The 14194-nt window shown below is 74.8% G+C and carries 15 protein-coding genes and 1 pseudogene; 9 read left to right on the top strand and 7 right to left on the bottom strand.

The window, feature by feature from the left end; translation table 11 throughout:
- Positions 1 to 38 precede the first annotated feature (38 nt).
- The 7 genes and pseudogenes from GEV43_RS55810 to GEV43_RS00605 form a co-directional block, all read right to left on the bottom strand.
- Positions 39 to 1083: pseudogene (locus GEV43_RS55810) on the bottom strand (winged helix DNA-binding domain-containing protein); the annotation flags it as partial.
- Between the two features lie 46 nt (positions 1084 to 1129).
- On the bottom strand, positions 1130 to 1459 hold the full coding sequence (locus GEV43_RS00625; RefSeq protein WP_160819039.1) for a hypothetical protein: 330 nt from the start codon (positions 1457 to 1459) through the stop codon (positions 1130 to 1132).
- 156 nt (positions 1460 to 1615) lie between these two features.
- Positions 1616 to 2059 carry a hypothetical protein gene (locus GEV43_RS47110; protein WP_175249953.1) on the bottom strand — a complete coding sequence of 148 codons (444 nt, stop codon included), beginning with the start codon at positions 2057 to 2059 and terminating at the stop codon, positions 1616 to 1618.
- A 157-nt stretch (positions 2060 to 2216) separates the two neighbouring features.
- Complete coding sequence (locus tag GEV43_RS49025; RefSeq protein WP_241682720.1) at positions 2217 to 2570, bottom strand: hypothetical protein; 354 nt, start codon at positions 2568 to 2570, stop codon at positions 2217 to 2219.
- A complete protein-coding gene (locus GEV43_RS00615) occupies positions 2570 to 3475 on the bottom strand; it encodes a hypothetical protein (RefSeq protein WP_241682719.1) in 906 nt (301 codons plus the stop codon). Before GEV43_RS00615 ends, GEV43_RS49025 begins: the two co-directional genes overlap by 1 nt.
- A 133-nt stretch (positions 3476 to 3608) precedes the next feature.
- Positions 3609 to 5390 carry an ABC transporter ATP-binding protein gene (locus GEV43_RS00610; RefSeq protein ID WP_160819038.1) on the bottom strand — a complete coding sequence of 594 codons (1782 nt, stop codon included), beginning with the start codon at positions 5388 to 5390 and terminating at the stop codon, positions 3609 to 3611.
- Positions 5387 to 7228 (bottom strand): ABC transporter ATP-binding protein, encoded by a 1842-nt coding sequence (locus GEV43_RS00605; protein ID WP_241683164.1) that lies wholly within the window; start codon positions 7226 to 7228, stop codon positions 5387 to 5389. Before GEV43_RS00605 ends, GEV43_RS00610 begins: the two co-directional genes overlap by 4 nt.
- A 207-nt stretch (positions 7229 to 7435) precedes the next feature.
- On the opposite strand from GEV43_RS00605, the gene GEV43_RS47780 reads away from it, so the two are divergent.
- The 9 genes from GEV43_RS47780 (at position 7436) to trpA (ending at position 14151) form a co-directional block, all read left to right on the top strand.
- A complete protein-coding gene (locus GEV43_RS47780) occupies positions 7436 to 7966 on the top strand; it encodes a maleylpyruvate isomerase family mycothiol-dependent enzyme (RefSeq protein WP_206681030.1) in 531 nt (176 codons plus the stop codon).
- A 500-nt stretch (positions 7967 to 8466) separates the two neighbouring features.
- Entirely contained in the window at positions 8467 to 8673 is a 207-nt protein-coding gene (locus GEV43_RS00595; RefSeq protein WP_160819036.1) for a cold-shock protein, read from the top strand.
- A 117-nt stretch (positions 8674 to 8790) separates the two neighbouring features.
- Entirely contained in the window at positions 8791 to 9180 is a 390-nt protein-coding gene (hisI, locus tag GEV43_RS00590; RefSeq protein WP_206681029.1) for a phosphoribosyl-AMP cyclohydrolase, read from the top strand.
- A gap of 3 nt (positions 9181 to 9183) precedes the next feature.
- Positions 9184 to 9915, top strand: coding sequence for a Trp biosynthesis-associated membrane protein (locus GEV43_RS00585; RefSeq protein WP_160819034.1), 732 nt, complete (start codon positions 9184 to 9186; stop codon positions 9913 to 9915).
- Complete coding sequence (locus tag GEV43_RS00580; RefSeq protein ID WP_160819033.1) at positions 9912 to 10577, top strand: response regulator transcription factor; 666 nt, start codon at positions 9912 to 9914, stop codon at positions 10575 to 10577. Before GEV43_RS00585 ends, GEV43_RS00580 begins: the two co-directional genes overlap by 4 nt.
- A 52-nt stretch (positions 10578 to 10629) precedes the next feature.
- Positions 10630 to 11061, top strand: coding sequence for a DUF2752 domain-containing protein (locus GEV43_RS00575; protein WP_309239370.1), 432 nt, complete (start codon positions 10630 to 10632; stop codon positions 11059 to 11061).
- Positions 11062 to 11162: 101 nt separating this feature from the next.
- The gene (gene trpC / locus GEV43_RS00570) at positions 11163 to 11984 is read left to right on the top strand and encodes an indole-3-glycerol phosphate synthase TrpC (RefSeq protein WP_309239369.1); all 822 of its coding nucleotides are present in this window, start codon (positions 11163 to 11165) and stop codon (positions 11982 to 11984) included.
- A gap of 110 nt (positions 11985 to 12094) precedes the next feature.
- Complete coding sequence (gene trpB / locus GEV43_RS00565; RefSeq protein WP_160819032.1) at positions 12095 to 13330, top strand: tryptophan synthase subunit beta; 1236 nt, start codon at positions 12095 to 12097, stop codon at positions 13328 to 13330.
- Positions 13327 to 14151 (top strand): tryptophan synthase subunit alpha, encoded by an 825-nt coding sequence (gene trpA / locus GEV43_RS00560; protein WP_160819031.1) that lies wholly within the window; start codon positions 13327 to 13329, stop codon positions 14149 to 14151. The genes trpB and trpA overlap by 4 nt, the downstream gene beginning before the upstream one ends.
- The last annotated feature ends 43 nt before the right edge of the window (positions 14152 to 14194 follow it).

The raw sequence follows: 14194 nt of genomic DNA, 5'->3' as shown, positions 1-14194 counted from the left end.
TCGGCGTCGACCGCGGCGCGGGCCTCGGCGCCCGCGTCCTCCAGGAGGCGGACGGCGATCTCGCCGTCGGCGCGCTGGGCCCAGCCGCCGACGATCCGCCCGTCCCACCAGACGGTGGGCCCGATGTTGCCGCTGGTGTCGAACAGCGCCGGGCCGTGGTCGCCGAGGAACCAGGACCGCTCCTGCCAGCCCATCGGGGTCGGGTCGAGCGCCGGGAGCAGCGCCGCCCACGGCTCGGGCGGATCGGTCGGCGCGGTGTCGTCGGCGAGGACGAGCCCGGTCGCGCCGCCGCCGAGGTCGACCTCGGCGGTGTCGAGGGCGGCGACGGCCTTCTTGACGTCGCCCGCCGACCAGCCCGTCCACCACTTGAGGTCGGAGACGGGGCGGGGCCGAACGCGCGGAGCCAGCGCCCGGCGACCTCGGCGCGGGCCGCGTCGGCGGGCACGGCGGGACGCCGCCGGGCAGCCACGCCTCCACCGGCGACCACCTGTACTGGCTGCTGATCCACGATCCCTTGGGACGGCCCCGGACGATGAGCCCCTCGCAGCCGAGCGTCACCAGGACCCACGTCGTGACGCTCGTCGGCTTGGAGTAGGACTTGCCGGGCGCCGCGTCGACCTTGGTGCGCAGCGCGGGCACGGCGGCGCTGAGCTGGGCGCCGGTCGCCTCGCCGCGCGCGACCAGCTCCTCGTGGGTCGCCTCGGCGACCTCCTTGAACCACGTCTCGACGTCGTCCACGACCCCGGCCCGTTCGATGAGGCGGCCGTAGGTGCGGCGCTGCTTGACGGCGAGCGCGTCGGCGGTGGACGCCTGGAGCGCCGGGACGAGCTCGACCGGCGCGACGAACATCGTGCGCCGCATCGCGAGCATCCGCAGCAGCGCCCGGTCGTCGTAGAGGGCGCGCTCGACGTCGGCGGGGACCGCGCCGGGCGCCCGCGCGGCGACGGACAGGTACACCGTCGCCGGGTCGGTGGCGTGCAGGACCACCAGGGAGCGCGCGACCGCCGCCACGTCGTCGGTGCGCTCGGCGCGGGCGAGCCGGTGCCGTACGGCCAGCCGGGCCCGCCGCTCGGCCACGTCCATCTTCAGCATGGCGGGCAGCCTACGCGCCGCCTCCGACGAAACGGCGTCAGCCGTTGTTGGAGATCTTGACGACGACCTGGTCCTTGGTGACCGAGCGCACCGAGATGTCGAAGCCCTCGGACTGCTCGTTGTCGCCGACCGGGACCGTGACCTGCTGGCCCGCGACCTTGAGCGTCACCTGCCGGTCGTTCGCGGCGACCAGCTCGGCCTTGACGCCGAGGATGGACGCGTTCGCGTCCACGCCCCGGTCGAACGTGATCGTGCACGAGTTGCCCGAGCAGTCGGTCTTGCTGTTCTCGCCGCCGCACGCCGCCGCGGCGCCCAGGGGGAGGAGGACGAGGGGGAGGACGGCCAGGCCGCGCCGGAGGGGGATCATGCCGGTGAGTCTAGGCGGGGCCCTCTCGGCCGTTCCCCCTCCCGCAGGCGGAACCTCCGCGGCCCGGAGTAGTACCGCACGGTGACCCCGGCTAGTCCGGAGAAGCCCGCCGTACGGGGCGTACGGACGAGATCGCCCTGCTCCTCGCGGAGGATGTCAGCCGTGGTGGTCGCCGTTCATGACGTGCCCGCCGAGGTCCGCGCGGAGCGACTCCAGCGTCCGCGGGGCGCCGACCGCGACCCAGCGCGTCCCGACGAGGTACGAGCCGCCCCAGGGCCTGGCCTCCTCCAGCCAGGCGTCCCGGCCCCTGTCGGTGGTGAAGCTGACGAGCGTGTAGCGGCCCTTGGCCGTACGGCACGCGCCCTGCCTCAGCTCCTCCGAGCCTCGCTTGCCGCTCAGCGCGCATCCGGTCCTGGCGGCGAGCTGCTCGATGGTCGCGGGGGACGCCGCCGCGCCGTGGGCGCTGTGCGCGCCGTCCGCGCCGTCCGCTCCGTTCCCGGCGGCGGCGCCGGAGCAGGCGGAGGAGAGCGGGAGCGTCACGGCGGCGGCGCCGCACAGCAGCGCCGCCCTGGCGGGTGTGAGGTGGTGCGGGGAGCCCATGGGCCGTCCTCCCGGGAAGAGTCGCTCGTTTCCGGCGGGTGGTACGCGCCGTACGCCGGAGGGGTTCACGAACGAGCGGGAGCGGGTCCGCGGGAGCGGGCCGACGGGCGGGCCGGTCGCCGGCCGACGGAGATCCGGGGCGGCCGGGGGAGTCAGGTCATGAGCCGTGCGGCGGCGGCGCCGCGCACGCCGGGATCCTCGGCCTCGTCGTGGTGGAGGCGTTGCAGGCGGATCCGGGTGTCCTGGGTGAGGGGGCGAGCTGCGCCGCCTCGTGGCGGACGCGCTCCTCGCAGTCCCACAGCCCCTCGACGGTGTAGGACTCGGCGGTGTGCGGGGCGGTGCGGGTGAGCGCGGTGAGGACGCGCGGCCGCAGGTACGCGTACGTGGACTCGGTCCACGCGGTCTTCAGCAGGGGGACGGCCTCGCCGGCGCGGAGCCGTCCGAGCCCCTCGATGGGCCCGGCGGCGGCGCCCCAGTCGAGCCGGTCGAGCGCCTCGCGCAGTTCGCTCATCAGCAGGGGGATGTCCTGGCGGGTGCCGTGCCTGGCGAGGATGCGCAGGCCGATGTCCGAACAGCCGCCCCGCTCGGACGCCCACGCGCGGGCGCGCGGGAGCACCTCCGGGCCGTACTCGCGCAGGGCGCGGGTGACCGCGCCGCCGAACCGGCTGGGGCGCTGGGGAGGAGCTCTTCGGCGAGGTCGAGGAGGCCGGGGGCGCGTCTGCGGCCCAGTTCGAATATCGCGGCCACGGCGCCGTCGTCGCGGCGGCGGGCCAGGTCCAGCAGCTCGGCCTCGGAGCGTTCGGCGCGCTCCCTGGCGGCCCCGCCCGGACGGCGCGCGGCGGCTCCCGAGCCGCGGCGGCGCTCCAGCGCGTCGGCGATGCGCGGGCGGCGTGCGGCCCACGTCTCGATCACCGGATTGTGGGTCCCGGACCCGGCCAGCAGCAGGTCCAGCTCCGCGTCGTCGCACCGTTCGGCGACCAGGCCGTCCAGGCCGTGCGCCAGGGACGGGTCGCCCAGCGACACCAGCGCGTCGAGGGCGTCGAGCCAGTGCGCGCCCTCCTCGGCGTACCGGCGCAGCGCGTACGCGGCCTCGCGGCGGCTCAGCCGCACCAGCTCGGCCAGGACGTCCAGCGCCAGCTCGACCCGCCAGTCGTCGGGATCGGTGTGATCCGCTGGATCGAACATATGTTCGGCAATGGGATGGACGGGCAACTCCAGGTCCACCATCAGGCGCGCGTAGTACAGCCCGCGCTCCTCGCACTGGGGGTCCCAGCGCGGATCACGGCGCACGCAGTCGTACACGTACTCGCCCGCGCCCGGCTTCTCGGCGGCGCGGCGCGCCGCCCGGCCCAGTCCGCGCTGCATCTGACCGTGCAGCGTGCCCGCTGATTCCATGACGACCTCGTTGCTGCTCACCACGCCAGAATGCGCACTCGACCAGATAACGGGCAAGTGCTTTACCCCAGGCAGTCACATCCGTTCCGCCGGCTCTCCCGCGCCGCCCGCCGCCGCCCGGAGCAGCGGCGGGCGGGCGGCGCCCGGGACCCGCTCAGATCTCGCGCTGCGCCATCCACGACGCGTACAGGTCGGCGTACACCCCCGGCTCGGCCGCGAGGTCGGCGTGCGGCCCGCGCTGGACGATCCGCCCGGCGTCGAACACGATCACCTCGTCCGCCGCCTCCGCCGTGGACATCCGGTGCGCGATCGAGATCGCGGTGCGCCCGCGCGTCACCCCGTCCAGCGCGCGCTGGATGCGGACCTCCGTCGCCGGGTCCACCGCCGACGTCGCCTCGTCCAGGACGAGCAGGTCCGGGTCGGCGACGTAGGCGCGGGCGAGCGCGACGAGCTGCCGCTCGCCCGCCGACAGCGACTCCCCGCGCTGCCCCACCGGCGTCGCGAGGCCGAGCGGCAGGCCCTCCAGCCAGTCGGCGAGGCCGAGCTCGGCCATCGCCCGCGAGAGCTCCTCGTCGGTCGCGCCCGGCCTGCCGTAACGGACGTTGTCCGCCAGCGTCGCGTCGAACAGGAACCCGTCCTGCGGCACCATCACGATCCGCTCCCGCAGGGACGAGAACCGCACCCGGTCCAGCGGCACGCCGTCGACCAGCACCCGGCCGGACGCCGGGTCCATGAGCCGCGTCAGCAGCTTGGCGAACGTCGTCTTGCCCGAGCCGGTCTGCCCGACGACCGCCACCCGCGTGCGCGGCGCGATCTCCACGTTCACGTCGTGCAGGACGGGCGGCCCCTCCGGATAGGCGAACCCGACGTGCTCGAACCGCACCTCGATCGGCCCGCGCGGCAGCGTCTCGCCGCCGTCGCCCGGATCGGCCACGTCCGGGACGGTGTCCAGGACGCCGAGCACCCGCCGCCACCCGGCGATGGCGTTCTGCGCCTCGTTCAGCACCTCGGTCGCCGTCTGCATCGGGCTGACGAACAGCGTCACCAGGAACAGGAACGCCACCAGCTCGCCCGCGGTCAGGTGCCCGCCGACGCCCAGCAGCGTGCCCGCGACGACGACGGCCGCCGTCGCGACCGCGGCGACGATCTCGCTCGCCGGGAACGTCATCGCGACGAGCGCCTGCGCCCGCGTCTGCGCCCTGCGGTGCTCGTCCACGGTCGCGTCGACCTTCCGCGCCGTCCGCTCCTCCGAGCCGTACGCCCGGATCACCGATGCGCCGACGACCGACTCGCTCACCGCGGACAGCAGGTCGCCCATCCGCTCGCGCACCCGCGTGTACGCGGCGGAGACCAGCCGCTGGAACCGCCGCAGCGCGAACGTCAGCGGCAGGAACGCCGCCCACACCAGCAGCGCGAGCGGCCACGAGTAGACGAGCATCAGCACGCTGGCGACCACGAGCTGCCCGAGCGACACGATGAACATCAGCCCGCCGAACTGCATGAACTGGCTGATCTGGTCCACGTCGCCCGTCACCCGCGACACGAGCGCGCCGCGCCGCTCGCCGCTCTGGGTGAGCATCGACAGGTCGTGCACGTGCCGGAACGCCCTGATCCGCAGCGCGGCGAGGCCGCCCTCGCTGGTCTTGTAGAGGCGCACGTTCATCGCGTACGCGCTGAGCGCGGTGAGCAGCACCGCCACCGCGCACAGCAGCACCGCCGTGCGGACGAACCCGACGTCGGGCGAGCCGGCGTCCCCGAGCCCCTTGTCGATCGTCTGCTGCACGGCGATCGGGACGACGATCCGCCCCGCCGTCGCGACCAGCGCCAGCAGCAGCGTCCCGGCCAGCCCCGCCCGGAACTCCGGGCTCAGCCTGAGCCCGCGCCGCAGCGTGCTGATCGCGCCCTCCCGGACGGAGATGTCGCTGAGTGCGGTCATCGGAACGCTCCCTCCCCGCCTTCGACGGCCTCCACGGCCTCTTCCACGGCGCCCGCGCCGTCCGCCCCGTCCCTCTCGGCCTCGGCGCGCTCGTAGGCGTTGACGAGGTCGCGGTAGCCCGGGGACCGTTCCAGCAGCTCGGCGTGGGCGCCGCGGTCGGCGACCGTGCCGTGCTCCAGGTAGACGACCTCGTCGGCGAGGGCGATCGTGGCCTTGCGGTACGCGACGACGATCACGGTCGCGCCGCCGCCGCCCTCGGCCGCCTGCGCCTCCCGCAGGGAGCGCAGGATCCGCGCCTCCACCTGCGGGTCCACACTGGACGTCGCGTCGTCCAGGACGAGCAGCCGCGGCCGCCGGACCAGCGCGCGGGCCAGCGCGAGCCGCTGCCGCTGGCCGCCCGACAGCGTCGCGCCCCGTTCGCCGACCTTGGTGTCGAGCCCGCCGGGGAGCGCCGCCACGAACCCGTCGGCCTGCGCGAGCCGCAGCGCCTCCCAGACCCGCTCGTCCGGGAGCTCCAGCCCGAGCGTGACGTTGCCCCGCACCGTGTCGTCGAACAGGAACGTCTGCTGCGGGACGAGCGCCGCCGCCTCCGCCACCCCGCCCCGCCGGACGTCGCGCACGTCCACGCCGTCCAGCAGCACCGTCCCGACCGCCGGGTCCACGAGCCGGACCAGCAGCGAGGTGAGCGTCGACTTGCCCGACCCGGTCGGCCCGACGAGCGCGACCGTACGGCCGGGCGAGGCGCCGAACGACACGTCCCGCAGGACGTCCCGCCCGGCGCCCTCGTCGCCGCCGGGCGCCTCGTAGCCGAAGCGGACCCCGCTGACCTCCAGCGCCGCGGCCCGCCCGGCGTCGAGCCCGTCCGTCCCGAACGGCAGCGAACCCCCGGCGTCCAGGACGCCGCGCACCCGCGTCCAGCCGACGACGCTGCGCGGCACCTCGGCCAGCACCCAGCCGAGCGCGCGGATCGGCCAGGCCAGCAGCGTGAACAGGTACGCCACGTGCACCAGGTCCCCGGCGTTCATCGCGCCCGACTCCAGCCGCACCGACCCGATCAGCAGGACGGCGAGGACGCCGAGGTTCGGCAGCGCCTCCAGGATCGGGTCGAACAGGCCGCGGACCCGGCCGACCGCCACGTTCGCGTCGCGCAGCGCCTCCGCGCCCGCCGCGAACCGCTCGGTCTCCGAGCCCTCCCGGCCGAGCGTCTTGACGACCAGGCCGCCCTCGAAGCTCTCGTGCGCGACCTCGCTGACCTCGGCGCGCAACTGCTGCGCGCGGGTCGCGACCGGCGACAGCCTGCGCTGGTAGACGACGTTCAGCAGCGCGATCGCCGGGAAGACCAGGAACCCGACGACCGCCACCGCGGCGTCCGTGGCCACGATCGACACCGCCGCGATCAGCAGCATGAACACCACGCCGACCGCCATCGGCAGCGGCGCGATCGGCGCCCAGGCCGCCTCCACGTCGGCGTTGGCGTTGGACAGCAGCTGCCCGGTCGGGTGCCGGTGGTGCCAGGCGAGCGGCAGCCGCAGGTACTGCCGGGTCACCTCGCGCCGGTACCTGGCCTGCATCCGGTACTGCATCAGCCCCGCGTAGTACCGGCGGCCCGCGACGCCGAGCGCCTTGAACAGCGCCACGCCGACGATCGCCGCCGCCGCGCCGGAGAGCGCGCCCGCGGTCGTGTGCCCCGACCGGAACGCCGGGAGCATCACGTGCTCGGTCACCCAGCCCAGCACCTGCGCGGTGGCGACGGTCATCGCGGCGTACAGCGCGCTCGCGAGGACCGAGACCGCGAACACCCGCGGCTCGGCCTTGACGGCGACCCACAGCACGCCCATCCCCTCCCGCAGGACATGCGGGCTCACACGTCTGGACCCTGGTGGCACGGCGAACTCCTCGATCTCGGACGGCCCGGGGGCGGCACCCCTGGCGGGTCCGGATCGCGGGGCTACGCACCGGATCGCAGGGGTATGTGGGCTCGCTATGCCTACCATCCGGATCGGGCGGATATTCCCGTCCCGTGGTCCACCGCTTACGATCGCCCCATGAGCACGCCTGAGCCAGGCGAGGCGCCGGACGCCCCCGGAACCGCCCGGGACGCGCCCGGAACCGCCGGTGCGGAGGCCGGCCGGGCCGGAGCCGGTCGGGCCGCCCGGCACGGCGGCGGGTCCGCCAACCCCGCCCGGGACGAACGCCTGCTGCTCTGCGACGCCCTCGACCTCGCCGGGCCGGACGCCCCCACCAAGTGCGCGGGCTGGACGGCCGCGGACCTCGCCGCGCACCTCGTCGTCCGGGAGACGCGCCCCGACGCCGCCCCCGGCATCCTGCTGCCGCCGCTCGCCTTCTACACCGAGCGCGTCCGGCGGCGGGCGGCCCGCTCCGTGCCGTTCGGGAGGCTGGTCGAACGGATTCGCCAGGGACCTCCGAAGTTCTCCCCTACGCGGTTACGGTCGTGGACAAAAACACCAACACGGTTGAGTTCTTTGTTCACCATGAGGACGTCCGGCGCGCGCGTGCGGACTGGGAGCCCAGGAACCTGCCGCCGCCGCTTGAGGAACTGCTGTGGCGACGGATAAAAATTGCCCGGTTTGTCCTAAAGAAAGTGCCAATCGACGTGACTCTCGTCCGTCCGGACGGACGGGGCGCGCGCGTCTCCGGCGCCCGGCGCGGCGGGCCGCGCGAGACCCGCGGGCCCGTGCGGGTCCACGGCCCCGTAGGCGAACTCGTCCTGTGGTCGCTCGGCCGGACGGACGTCGCGCGCGTCCGCGTGACGGGGCCCACGGACTCTGTCAAGACCCTGACCGAGACCGGTTGGAGCCTTTAACAGCCTGGTAACGGCGGGGTTCGCCGAGAGGTGAATCATCGGGCTTGCGGTTCCTCCGCTTTACGCGGAACCGGTGATACGGTGGGGCCGTCGGTTGCAGTCGTGGTTCTCGATCGTTTGTCCAGACGCCCGCGGACTGATGGCAGCGGGCGTTTTGGCTTTTCCGGGACCGTACGGGGGGCGAGGGCGTTCCGCAGCGACCGCGCTGGGCCCGCGAGGTGTGGGCCCATGTTTTGCCGCAAGGAGAAAGACATGCCCCAGCAGGGCACCGTGAAGTGGTTCAACGCCGAGAAGGGCTTCGGATTCATCGCCGTGGACGGCGGCGGACCGGACGTCTTCGTGCACTACTCGGCAATCCAGGCCTCCGGGTACCGCACTCTGGACGAGAACCAGCGCGTCCAGTTCGAGGTGACGCAGGGTAACCGGGGACCGCAGGCCGACCAGGTCGTCCCCCTGTAACACCCGTAGTCGTACGTCTGGGCCCGCCTCCCTCTCCGGGGAAGGCGGGCCCTTTCGTTGGCCCCCAGGTGAAAACCGGTGTCGGCCCACCGCGCGCGACCCGGCACAATGGAACCCATGTCCGCTCGCCCGTCCAATCTGGACCCCAAGATCGCCGACCGTCTCAAGCGCGACGCCGACGGCCTCGTGCCCGCCATCGCCCAGCAGTACGACACCGGCGAGGTGCTCATGCTCGGCTGGATGGACGACGAGGCGCTGCACCGCACCCTCACCACCGGCCGCTGCACCTACTGGTCCCGCAGCCGCCGCGAGTACTGGGTGAAGGGCGAGACGTCCGGCCACCAGCAATGGGTCAAGTCCGTCGCGCTCGACTGCGACGCCGACGCGATCCTCGTGAAGGTCGACCAGGTCGGCGCGGCCTGCCACACCGGCGACCGCACCTGCTGGGACGCCGACGTGCTGGACGCCGTGACCGGGGAACGGCCCGCCTCCGCCGACGGTGCATGACCCGTGGCGTCCCCCGGGCGTGAGCGCGGCCTGACCGCGCTGCTCTGCGCCGCCGGCGCCGGCCTCGCGCTGCTGTCGGCCGGGCGCCCCTGGGCCGGGGTCAAGGCCCGCGACGCCATCACGCCGTTCGCGCTCGACCTGACCGGCCGCGATCTCGGCGGCGCCGCGAGCGCCCTCGGCTGGGCCGGGCTCGCCGGGCTCGCCGCGCTGTTCGCCACGCGCGGGCGCACCCGCTCGCTCGTCGGCGCGCTCATCGCGGCGTTCGGCGCCGCGATCGTCTACGCGTCGGTGACCGCGACCGGCCGCGGCCACGTGCTCGACGTCGCGGGCGAGAAGAGCGCCCTGCTCAAGCTCGGCGCGCATCCGGCCGTCAGCGTCAACCAGTGGTGGCTGGTGTCGGCCGCCGGGGGAGTGCTGCTCGCCGCGGGCGGCCTCGTCACGTTCGCGCGGGGCGCGCGCTGGCCCGGGATGTCCGCCCGGTACGAGCGCCAGGCCCCCGCCGCCCGGACGCGGGGCGCCGCCGCGGGCACGGCGGCGGGCGCGGCCCCGGCGGTCGAGGACGACGACCCGTCCAGCCTGTGGAAGTCGCTCGACCGCGGCGAGGACCCGACCGACGCGCCGACCCCCGAAACCGGCCCGGCGCCCGGCCCCGAGCCATCGCCCGAACCCGCGCCGGACTCCGCGGAGCCCGGCGCGGCGGCGGAGGCGCGCGCGTCCCGCGAACGCCGGCCATGAGCGCCGACGGAGGCGGCCTGGTCCTGGTGGCCGAGCACGAGCCCGCCGTCGCCGAGCTGGAGCGCCGCTACCTCGCCCGGGAGGGGTTCGAGGTCGAGATCGAGCCCGAGCCGTCCAACGCCCCGGCCGCGGCCGAGCGGATCCGTCCCGACGCGGTCGTGCTGGACCTGTCCACGTCCGCGCTGCCCGCCGACCTCTACCGGCGCGCCTGCGACGCCGCCCGCCCGGCGCCGGTGATCGCCGTCGTCGGCCCGGTCGACCCGGCCGTGGCGCGCGTGCTCGGCGGCCACCGGGTCGTCCGCCCGTTCGGCCCGCGCGTGCTGGTCGGCGCGGTCGCCGAGGCCCTGCGCCGGGGCGGCGGGCCCGACGTGCCGGGCCTGCTGCGCGCCGGGCCCGTCACGGTCGACCCGGCCGCCCGCACCGTCTGGGTGGAGGAGCGGAGCGTTCCGCTCACGGTCACCGAGTTCGACCTGCTGCGGTTCCTGATCGGCAACCCCGGCCGGGTGTTCACCCGCGAGCAGCTCCTCGACGCCGCCTGGGGCCCCGGCGCGGGCGCGGGCAGCCGCACGGTCGACGTCCACGTGGCCCAGCTCAGGGCGAAGCTGGGCGAGGGCAGCCCGATCAGGACGGTCCGCGGCGTCGGCTATGTCCTCGACGCCTGAGCCCTCCGCCCGCCAGGCCAGGGAGACGTGGCCCGGGGATTAGGGTGGGGACGTGGCTGGTTCGCGGGTGGGCGCGGCGCGGGTCGTCCCGCGGCTGGGGCGGTACGCGCCGTACGGGGTGCTGGGCGGCGTCGCGGCGGGCACGCTGCTGGTCGCGTTCCTCGACCCGCACGAGAAGGGCCACTACCCGACCTGCCCCTTCCTGTTCATGACCGGGCTCTACTGCCCCGGATGCGGCGGGCTGCGCATGGTGAACGACCTCGCGCACGGCGATGTCGGGGCCGCGTTCGGCTCCAACCCGCTGCTGTTCCTGCTGATCCCGTTCGCGGTGTACCTGTGGGCGCGCTGGGCCGTGCTGAGCGCGCGCGGTGCCGCGATGCACAGCGTCCTGCTGCGGCCCCGGCCGGTGTACGGGCTCGTGGCGGTCATCGCCGCGTTCTGGATCGTCCGGAATTTGCCGTTTGCCCACGTTCTTGCTCCATAAGGCCGTTTGTCCGCTCCCGACCCCCCTCCCGGGTGCGGGGAGCGTCGGAGGGTGCGGCTACCATCGGTGCACGGATCGACCGGACCATAGGGGGCCCAGGCGTGAGCGAGCGAAGCCCGAACGTGCTCGACGAGATCATCGACGGCGTCCGGGCCGATCTCGCCGACCGGCAGCGCGAGGTGCCGCTGGAGGCACTCAAGGACAAGGCCGCGGCGGCCCCGCCCGCGCGCGACGCGCTCGCGGCCCTGCGCGGCCAGGGCGTGTCGGTCATCGCCGAGGTCAAGCGCAGCAGCCCGTCCAAGGGGGCGCTCGCCGCGATCGCCGACCCGGCGGCGCTCGCCCGCGACTACGAGGCCGGCGGCGCCAAGGTGATCAGCGTGCTCACCGAGCGGCGCCGCTTCGGCGGCAGCCTCGACGACCTCGCCGCCGTCCGCGCCAACGTCGACGTCGCCGTCCTGCGCAAGGACTTCATCGTCACCTCCTACCAGCTCTGGGAGGCGCGCGCCTACGGCGCCGACGTGGCGCTGCTGATCGTCGCCGCGCTGGAGCAGGACGCCCTGGTCTCGCTGGTCGAGCGGGCCGAGTCGATCGGCCTGCTCCCGCTCGTCGAGGTGCACTCCGAGGACGAGGCCGCCCGCGCCGTCGACGCCGGCGCCAAGGTGATCGGCGTCAACGCCCGCGACCTGCGCACCCTCAAGGTCGACCGCGACGTGTTCAAGCGCGTCGCGCCCCTCATCCCCAAGGACGTCGTCAAGGTCGCCGAGTCCGGCGTCCGCGGCCCGCACGACCTGCTCGCCTACGCCTCCAGCGGCGCCGACGCGGTGCTGGTCGGCGAGAGCCTGGTCATCGGCCGCGACCCGCGCGCCGCCGTCGCCGACCTCGTCGCCGCGGGCGCGCACCCGGCGCTCCGCCAGAGCGGCTGACGGGCGGTAGGGTACGGCCATGCAACCCGAGCCGCTGCGCGAACGATGGTGCGCCCGTCTGACGTCTCGCTGACCGACGGGCCCTTCTCGCACGACAGGACGATCTCCAGATGACCATCGACGCCGCGCGCGGTGCCAGCGCCGCCGTGCCCGATTCCAGCGGCCACTACGGCCTCTACGGGGGGCGGTTCGCCCCCGAGGCCCTCATGGCCGCCCTCGACGAGCTCGAGACCGAGTTCGCCTCCGCCATGCGCGACCCCGCGTTCACCGCGGAGCTGAACGACCTGCTCGCCGGCTACGCCGGGCGCCCGAGCCTGCTGACCGAGGCCCGGCGCTTCGGCGAGCACGCCGGGGGCGCCCGGATCCTCCTCAAGCGGGAGGACCTCAACCACACCGGCTCGCACAAGATCAACAACGTGCTCGGCCAGGCGCTGCTGACCCGCCGGATGGGCAAGCGGCGCGTGATCGCCGAGACCGGCGCCGGCCAGCACGGCGTCGCCACCGCCACCGCCGCCGCCCTCCTCGGCCTGGAGTGCACGGTGTTCATGGGCGAGGTCGACACCGAGCGGCAGGCCCTCAACGTCGCCCGGATGCGGATGCTCGGCGCCGAGGTGGTCCCGGTGCGCACCGGCAGCCGCACCCTCAAGGACGCCTGCAACGAGGCGTTCCGCGACTGGGTCGCCACCGTCGACCACACCCACTACTGCGTCGGCTCCACGATGGGCCCGCACCCGTTCCCGATGATGGTCCGCGACCTCCAGCGCGTGATCGGCGTCGAGGCCCGCGCGCAGGTGCTGGAGCTGACCGGCCGCCTGCCCGACGCCGTGGTCGCCTGCGTCGGCGGCGGGTCCAACTCCATGGGCGCCTTCCACGCGTTCATCCCCGACGAGACCGTCGCGCTGTACGGCTTCGAGGCGGCGGGCGACGGCGTCGAGACCGGACGGCACGCCGCCACGATCTCCGGCGGCTCGGTCGGCGTCATCCACGGCATGCGCACCTACCTGCTCCAGGACGAGGACGGCCAGACCATCGAGTCCCACTCGATCTCCGCCGGGCTCGACTACCCCGGCGTCGGCCCCGAGCACTCCTGGCTGCACGACTCCGGCCGCGCCGCGTACCGGCCGATCACCGACGCCGAGGCGATGGCGGCGTTCTCGCTGCTGTGCCGCACCGAGGGCATCATCCCGGCGATCGAGTCCGCGCACGCGCTGGCCGGCGCGATCAAGGTCGGCGAGGAGCTCGGCCCGGACGCGACGATCGTGGTGTGCCTGTCGGGCCGCGGCGACAAGGACATGCACACGGCCGCCGACTACTTCGGCCTGATGCCCGAGGGAGGGGCCGAGTGAACGGCCGCGACGGCGTCCGCGCCGCGTACGACAGGGCGAGGTCCGAGGACCGCGCCGCGCTGGTCGGCTACCTGCCCGCCGGGTTCCCGACCTACGACGGCGCCGTCGAGGCCGCCAAGGCGATGGTCGACGGCGGCTGCGACGTCATCGAGATCGGCCTGCCCTACACCGACCCGATGATGGACGGCCCGACCATCCAGGACGCCGTCCACCAGGCGCTCGTCGGCGGGATCCGCGTCGCCGACGTGTTCCGCACCGTCGAGGCGGTCGCCGCGACCGGTGTCCCGACCCTGGTGATGACCTACTGGAACCCGGTCGACCACTACGGCGTCGACGCGTTCGCCCGCGACCTGGCGTCGGCGGGTGGGGCCGGGCTGATCACGCCCGACCTCACGCCCGAGGAGGCCGGGCCGTGGCTGGAGGCCGCCGACGCGCACGACCTCGACCGGGTGTTCCTGGTCGCGCTCAGCTCCACCGACGAGCGCATCGCCACGATCACCGAGGCGTGCCGGGGCTTTGTGTACGCCGCGTCCCTGATGGGCGTGACCGGCGCCCGCGCCGCCGTCGACACCGGCGCGCCGCGCCTGGTCGAGCGCACCCGCACCGTCCTCGCCAAGAACGGCTCGACGCTGCCGGTCGGCCTCGGCCTCGGCGTCGGCAACGGCGCGCAGGCCGCCGAGGTCGCCGGGTTCGCGGACGGGGTGATCGTCGGCTCGGCGTTCATCCGCCGCCTGCTCGACGCCCCCGACCCGCGGGCGGGCCTCGCCGGGGTCCGCGAGCTGACCGCCGAGCTGGCCGCCGGAGTCCGCGGGAACGCCTGAGGACCTGCGGCGACGCGAAACGTTGGGCGCCCGTGGAACGACT

Source organism: Actinomadura sp. J1-007 (assembly GCF_009793335.1).
Lineage (GTDB): Bacteria > Actinomycetota > Actinomycetes > Streptosporangiales > Streptosporangiaceae > Spirillospora > Spirillospora yumaensis.
The sequence above is the reverse complement of the archived record's forward strand: the minus strand, read 5'-3'. Positions and strand labels throughout refer to the sequence as shown.

What these genes read in the sequence shown, in the direction of transcription:
- GEV43_RS00625 (WP_160819039.1), bottom strand. Translation starts at nt 1,459, where the DNA reads ATGATCCCCCTCCGGCGCGGCCTGGCCGTCCTCCCCCTCGTCCTCCTC.
- GEV43_RS47110 (WP_175249953.1), bottom strand. Translation starts at nt 2,059, where the DNA reads ATGGGCTCCCCGCACCACCTCACACCCGCCAGGGCGGCGCTGCTGTGC.
- GEV43_RS49025 (WP_241682720.1), bottom strand. Translation starts at nt 2,570, where the DNA reads ATGAGCGAACTGCGCGAGGCGCTCGACCGGCTCGACTGGGGCGCCGCC.
- GEV43_RS00610 (WP_160819038.1), bottom strand. Translation starts at nt 5,390, where the DNA reads ATGACCGCACTCAGCGACATCTCCGTCCGGGAGGGCGCGATCAGCACG.
- GEV43_RS00605 (WP_241683164.1), bottom strand. Translation starts at nt 7,228, where the DNA reads ATGGGCGTGCTGTGGGTCGCCGTCAAGGCCGAGCCGCGGGTGTTCGCG.
- GEV43_RS47780 (WP_206681030.1), top strand. Translation starts at nt 7,436, where the DNA reads ATGAGCACGCCTGAGCCAGGCGAGGCGCCGGACGCCCCCGGAACCGCC.
- GEV43_RS00595 (WP_160819036.1), top strand. Translation starts at nt 8,467, where the DNA reads ATGCCCCAGCAGGGCACCGTGAAGTGGTTCAACGCCGAGAAGGGCTTC.
- hisI (WP_206681029.1), top strand. Translation starts at nt 8,791, where the DNA reads ATGTCCGCTCGCCCGTCCAATCTGGACCCCAAGATCGCCGACCGTCTC.
- GEV43_RS00580 (WP_160819033.1), top strand. Translation starts at nt 9,912, where the DNA reads ATGAGCGCCGACGGAGGCGGCCTGGTCCTGGTGGCCGAGCACGAGCCC.
- trpB (WP_160819032.1), top strand. Translation starts at nt 12,095, where the DNA reads ATGACCATCGACGCCGCGCGCGGTGCCAGCGCCGCCGTGCCCGATTCC.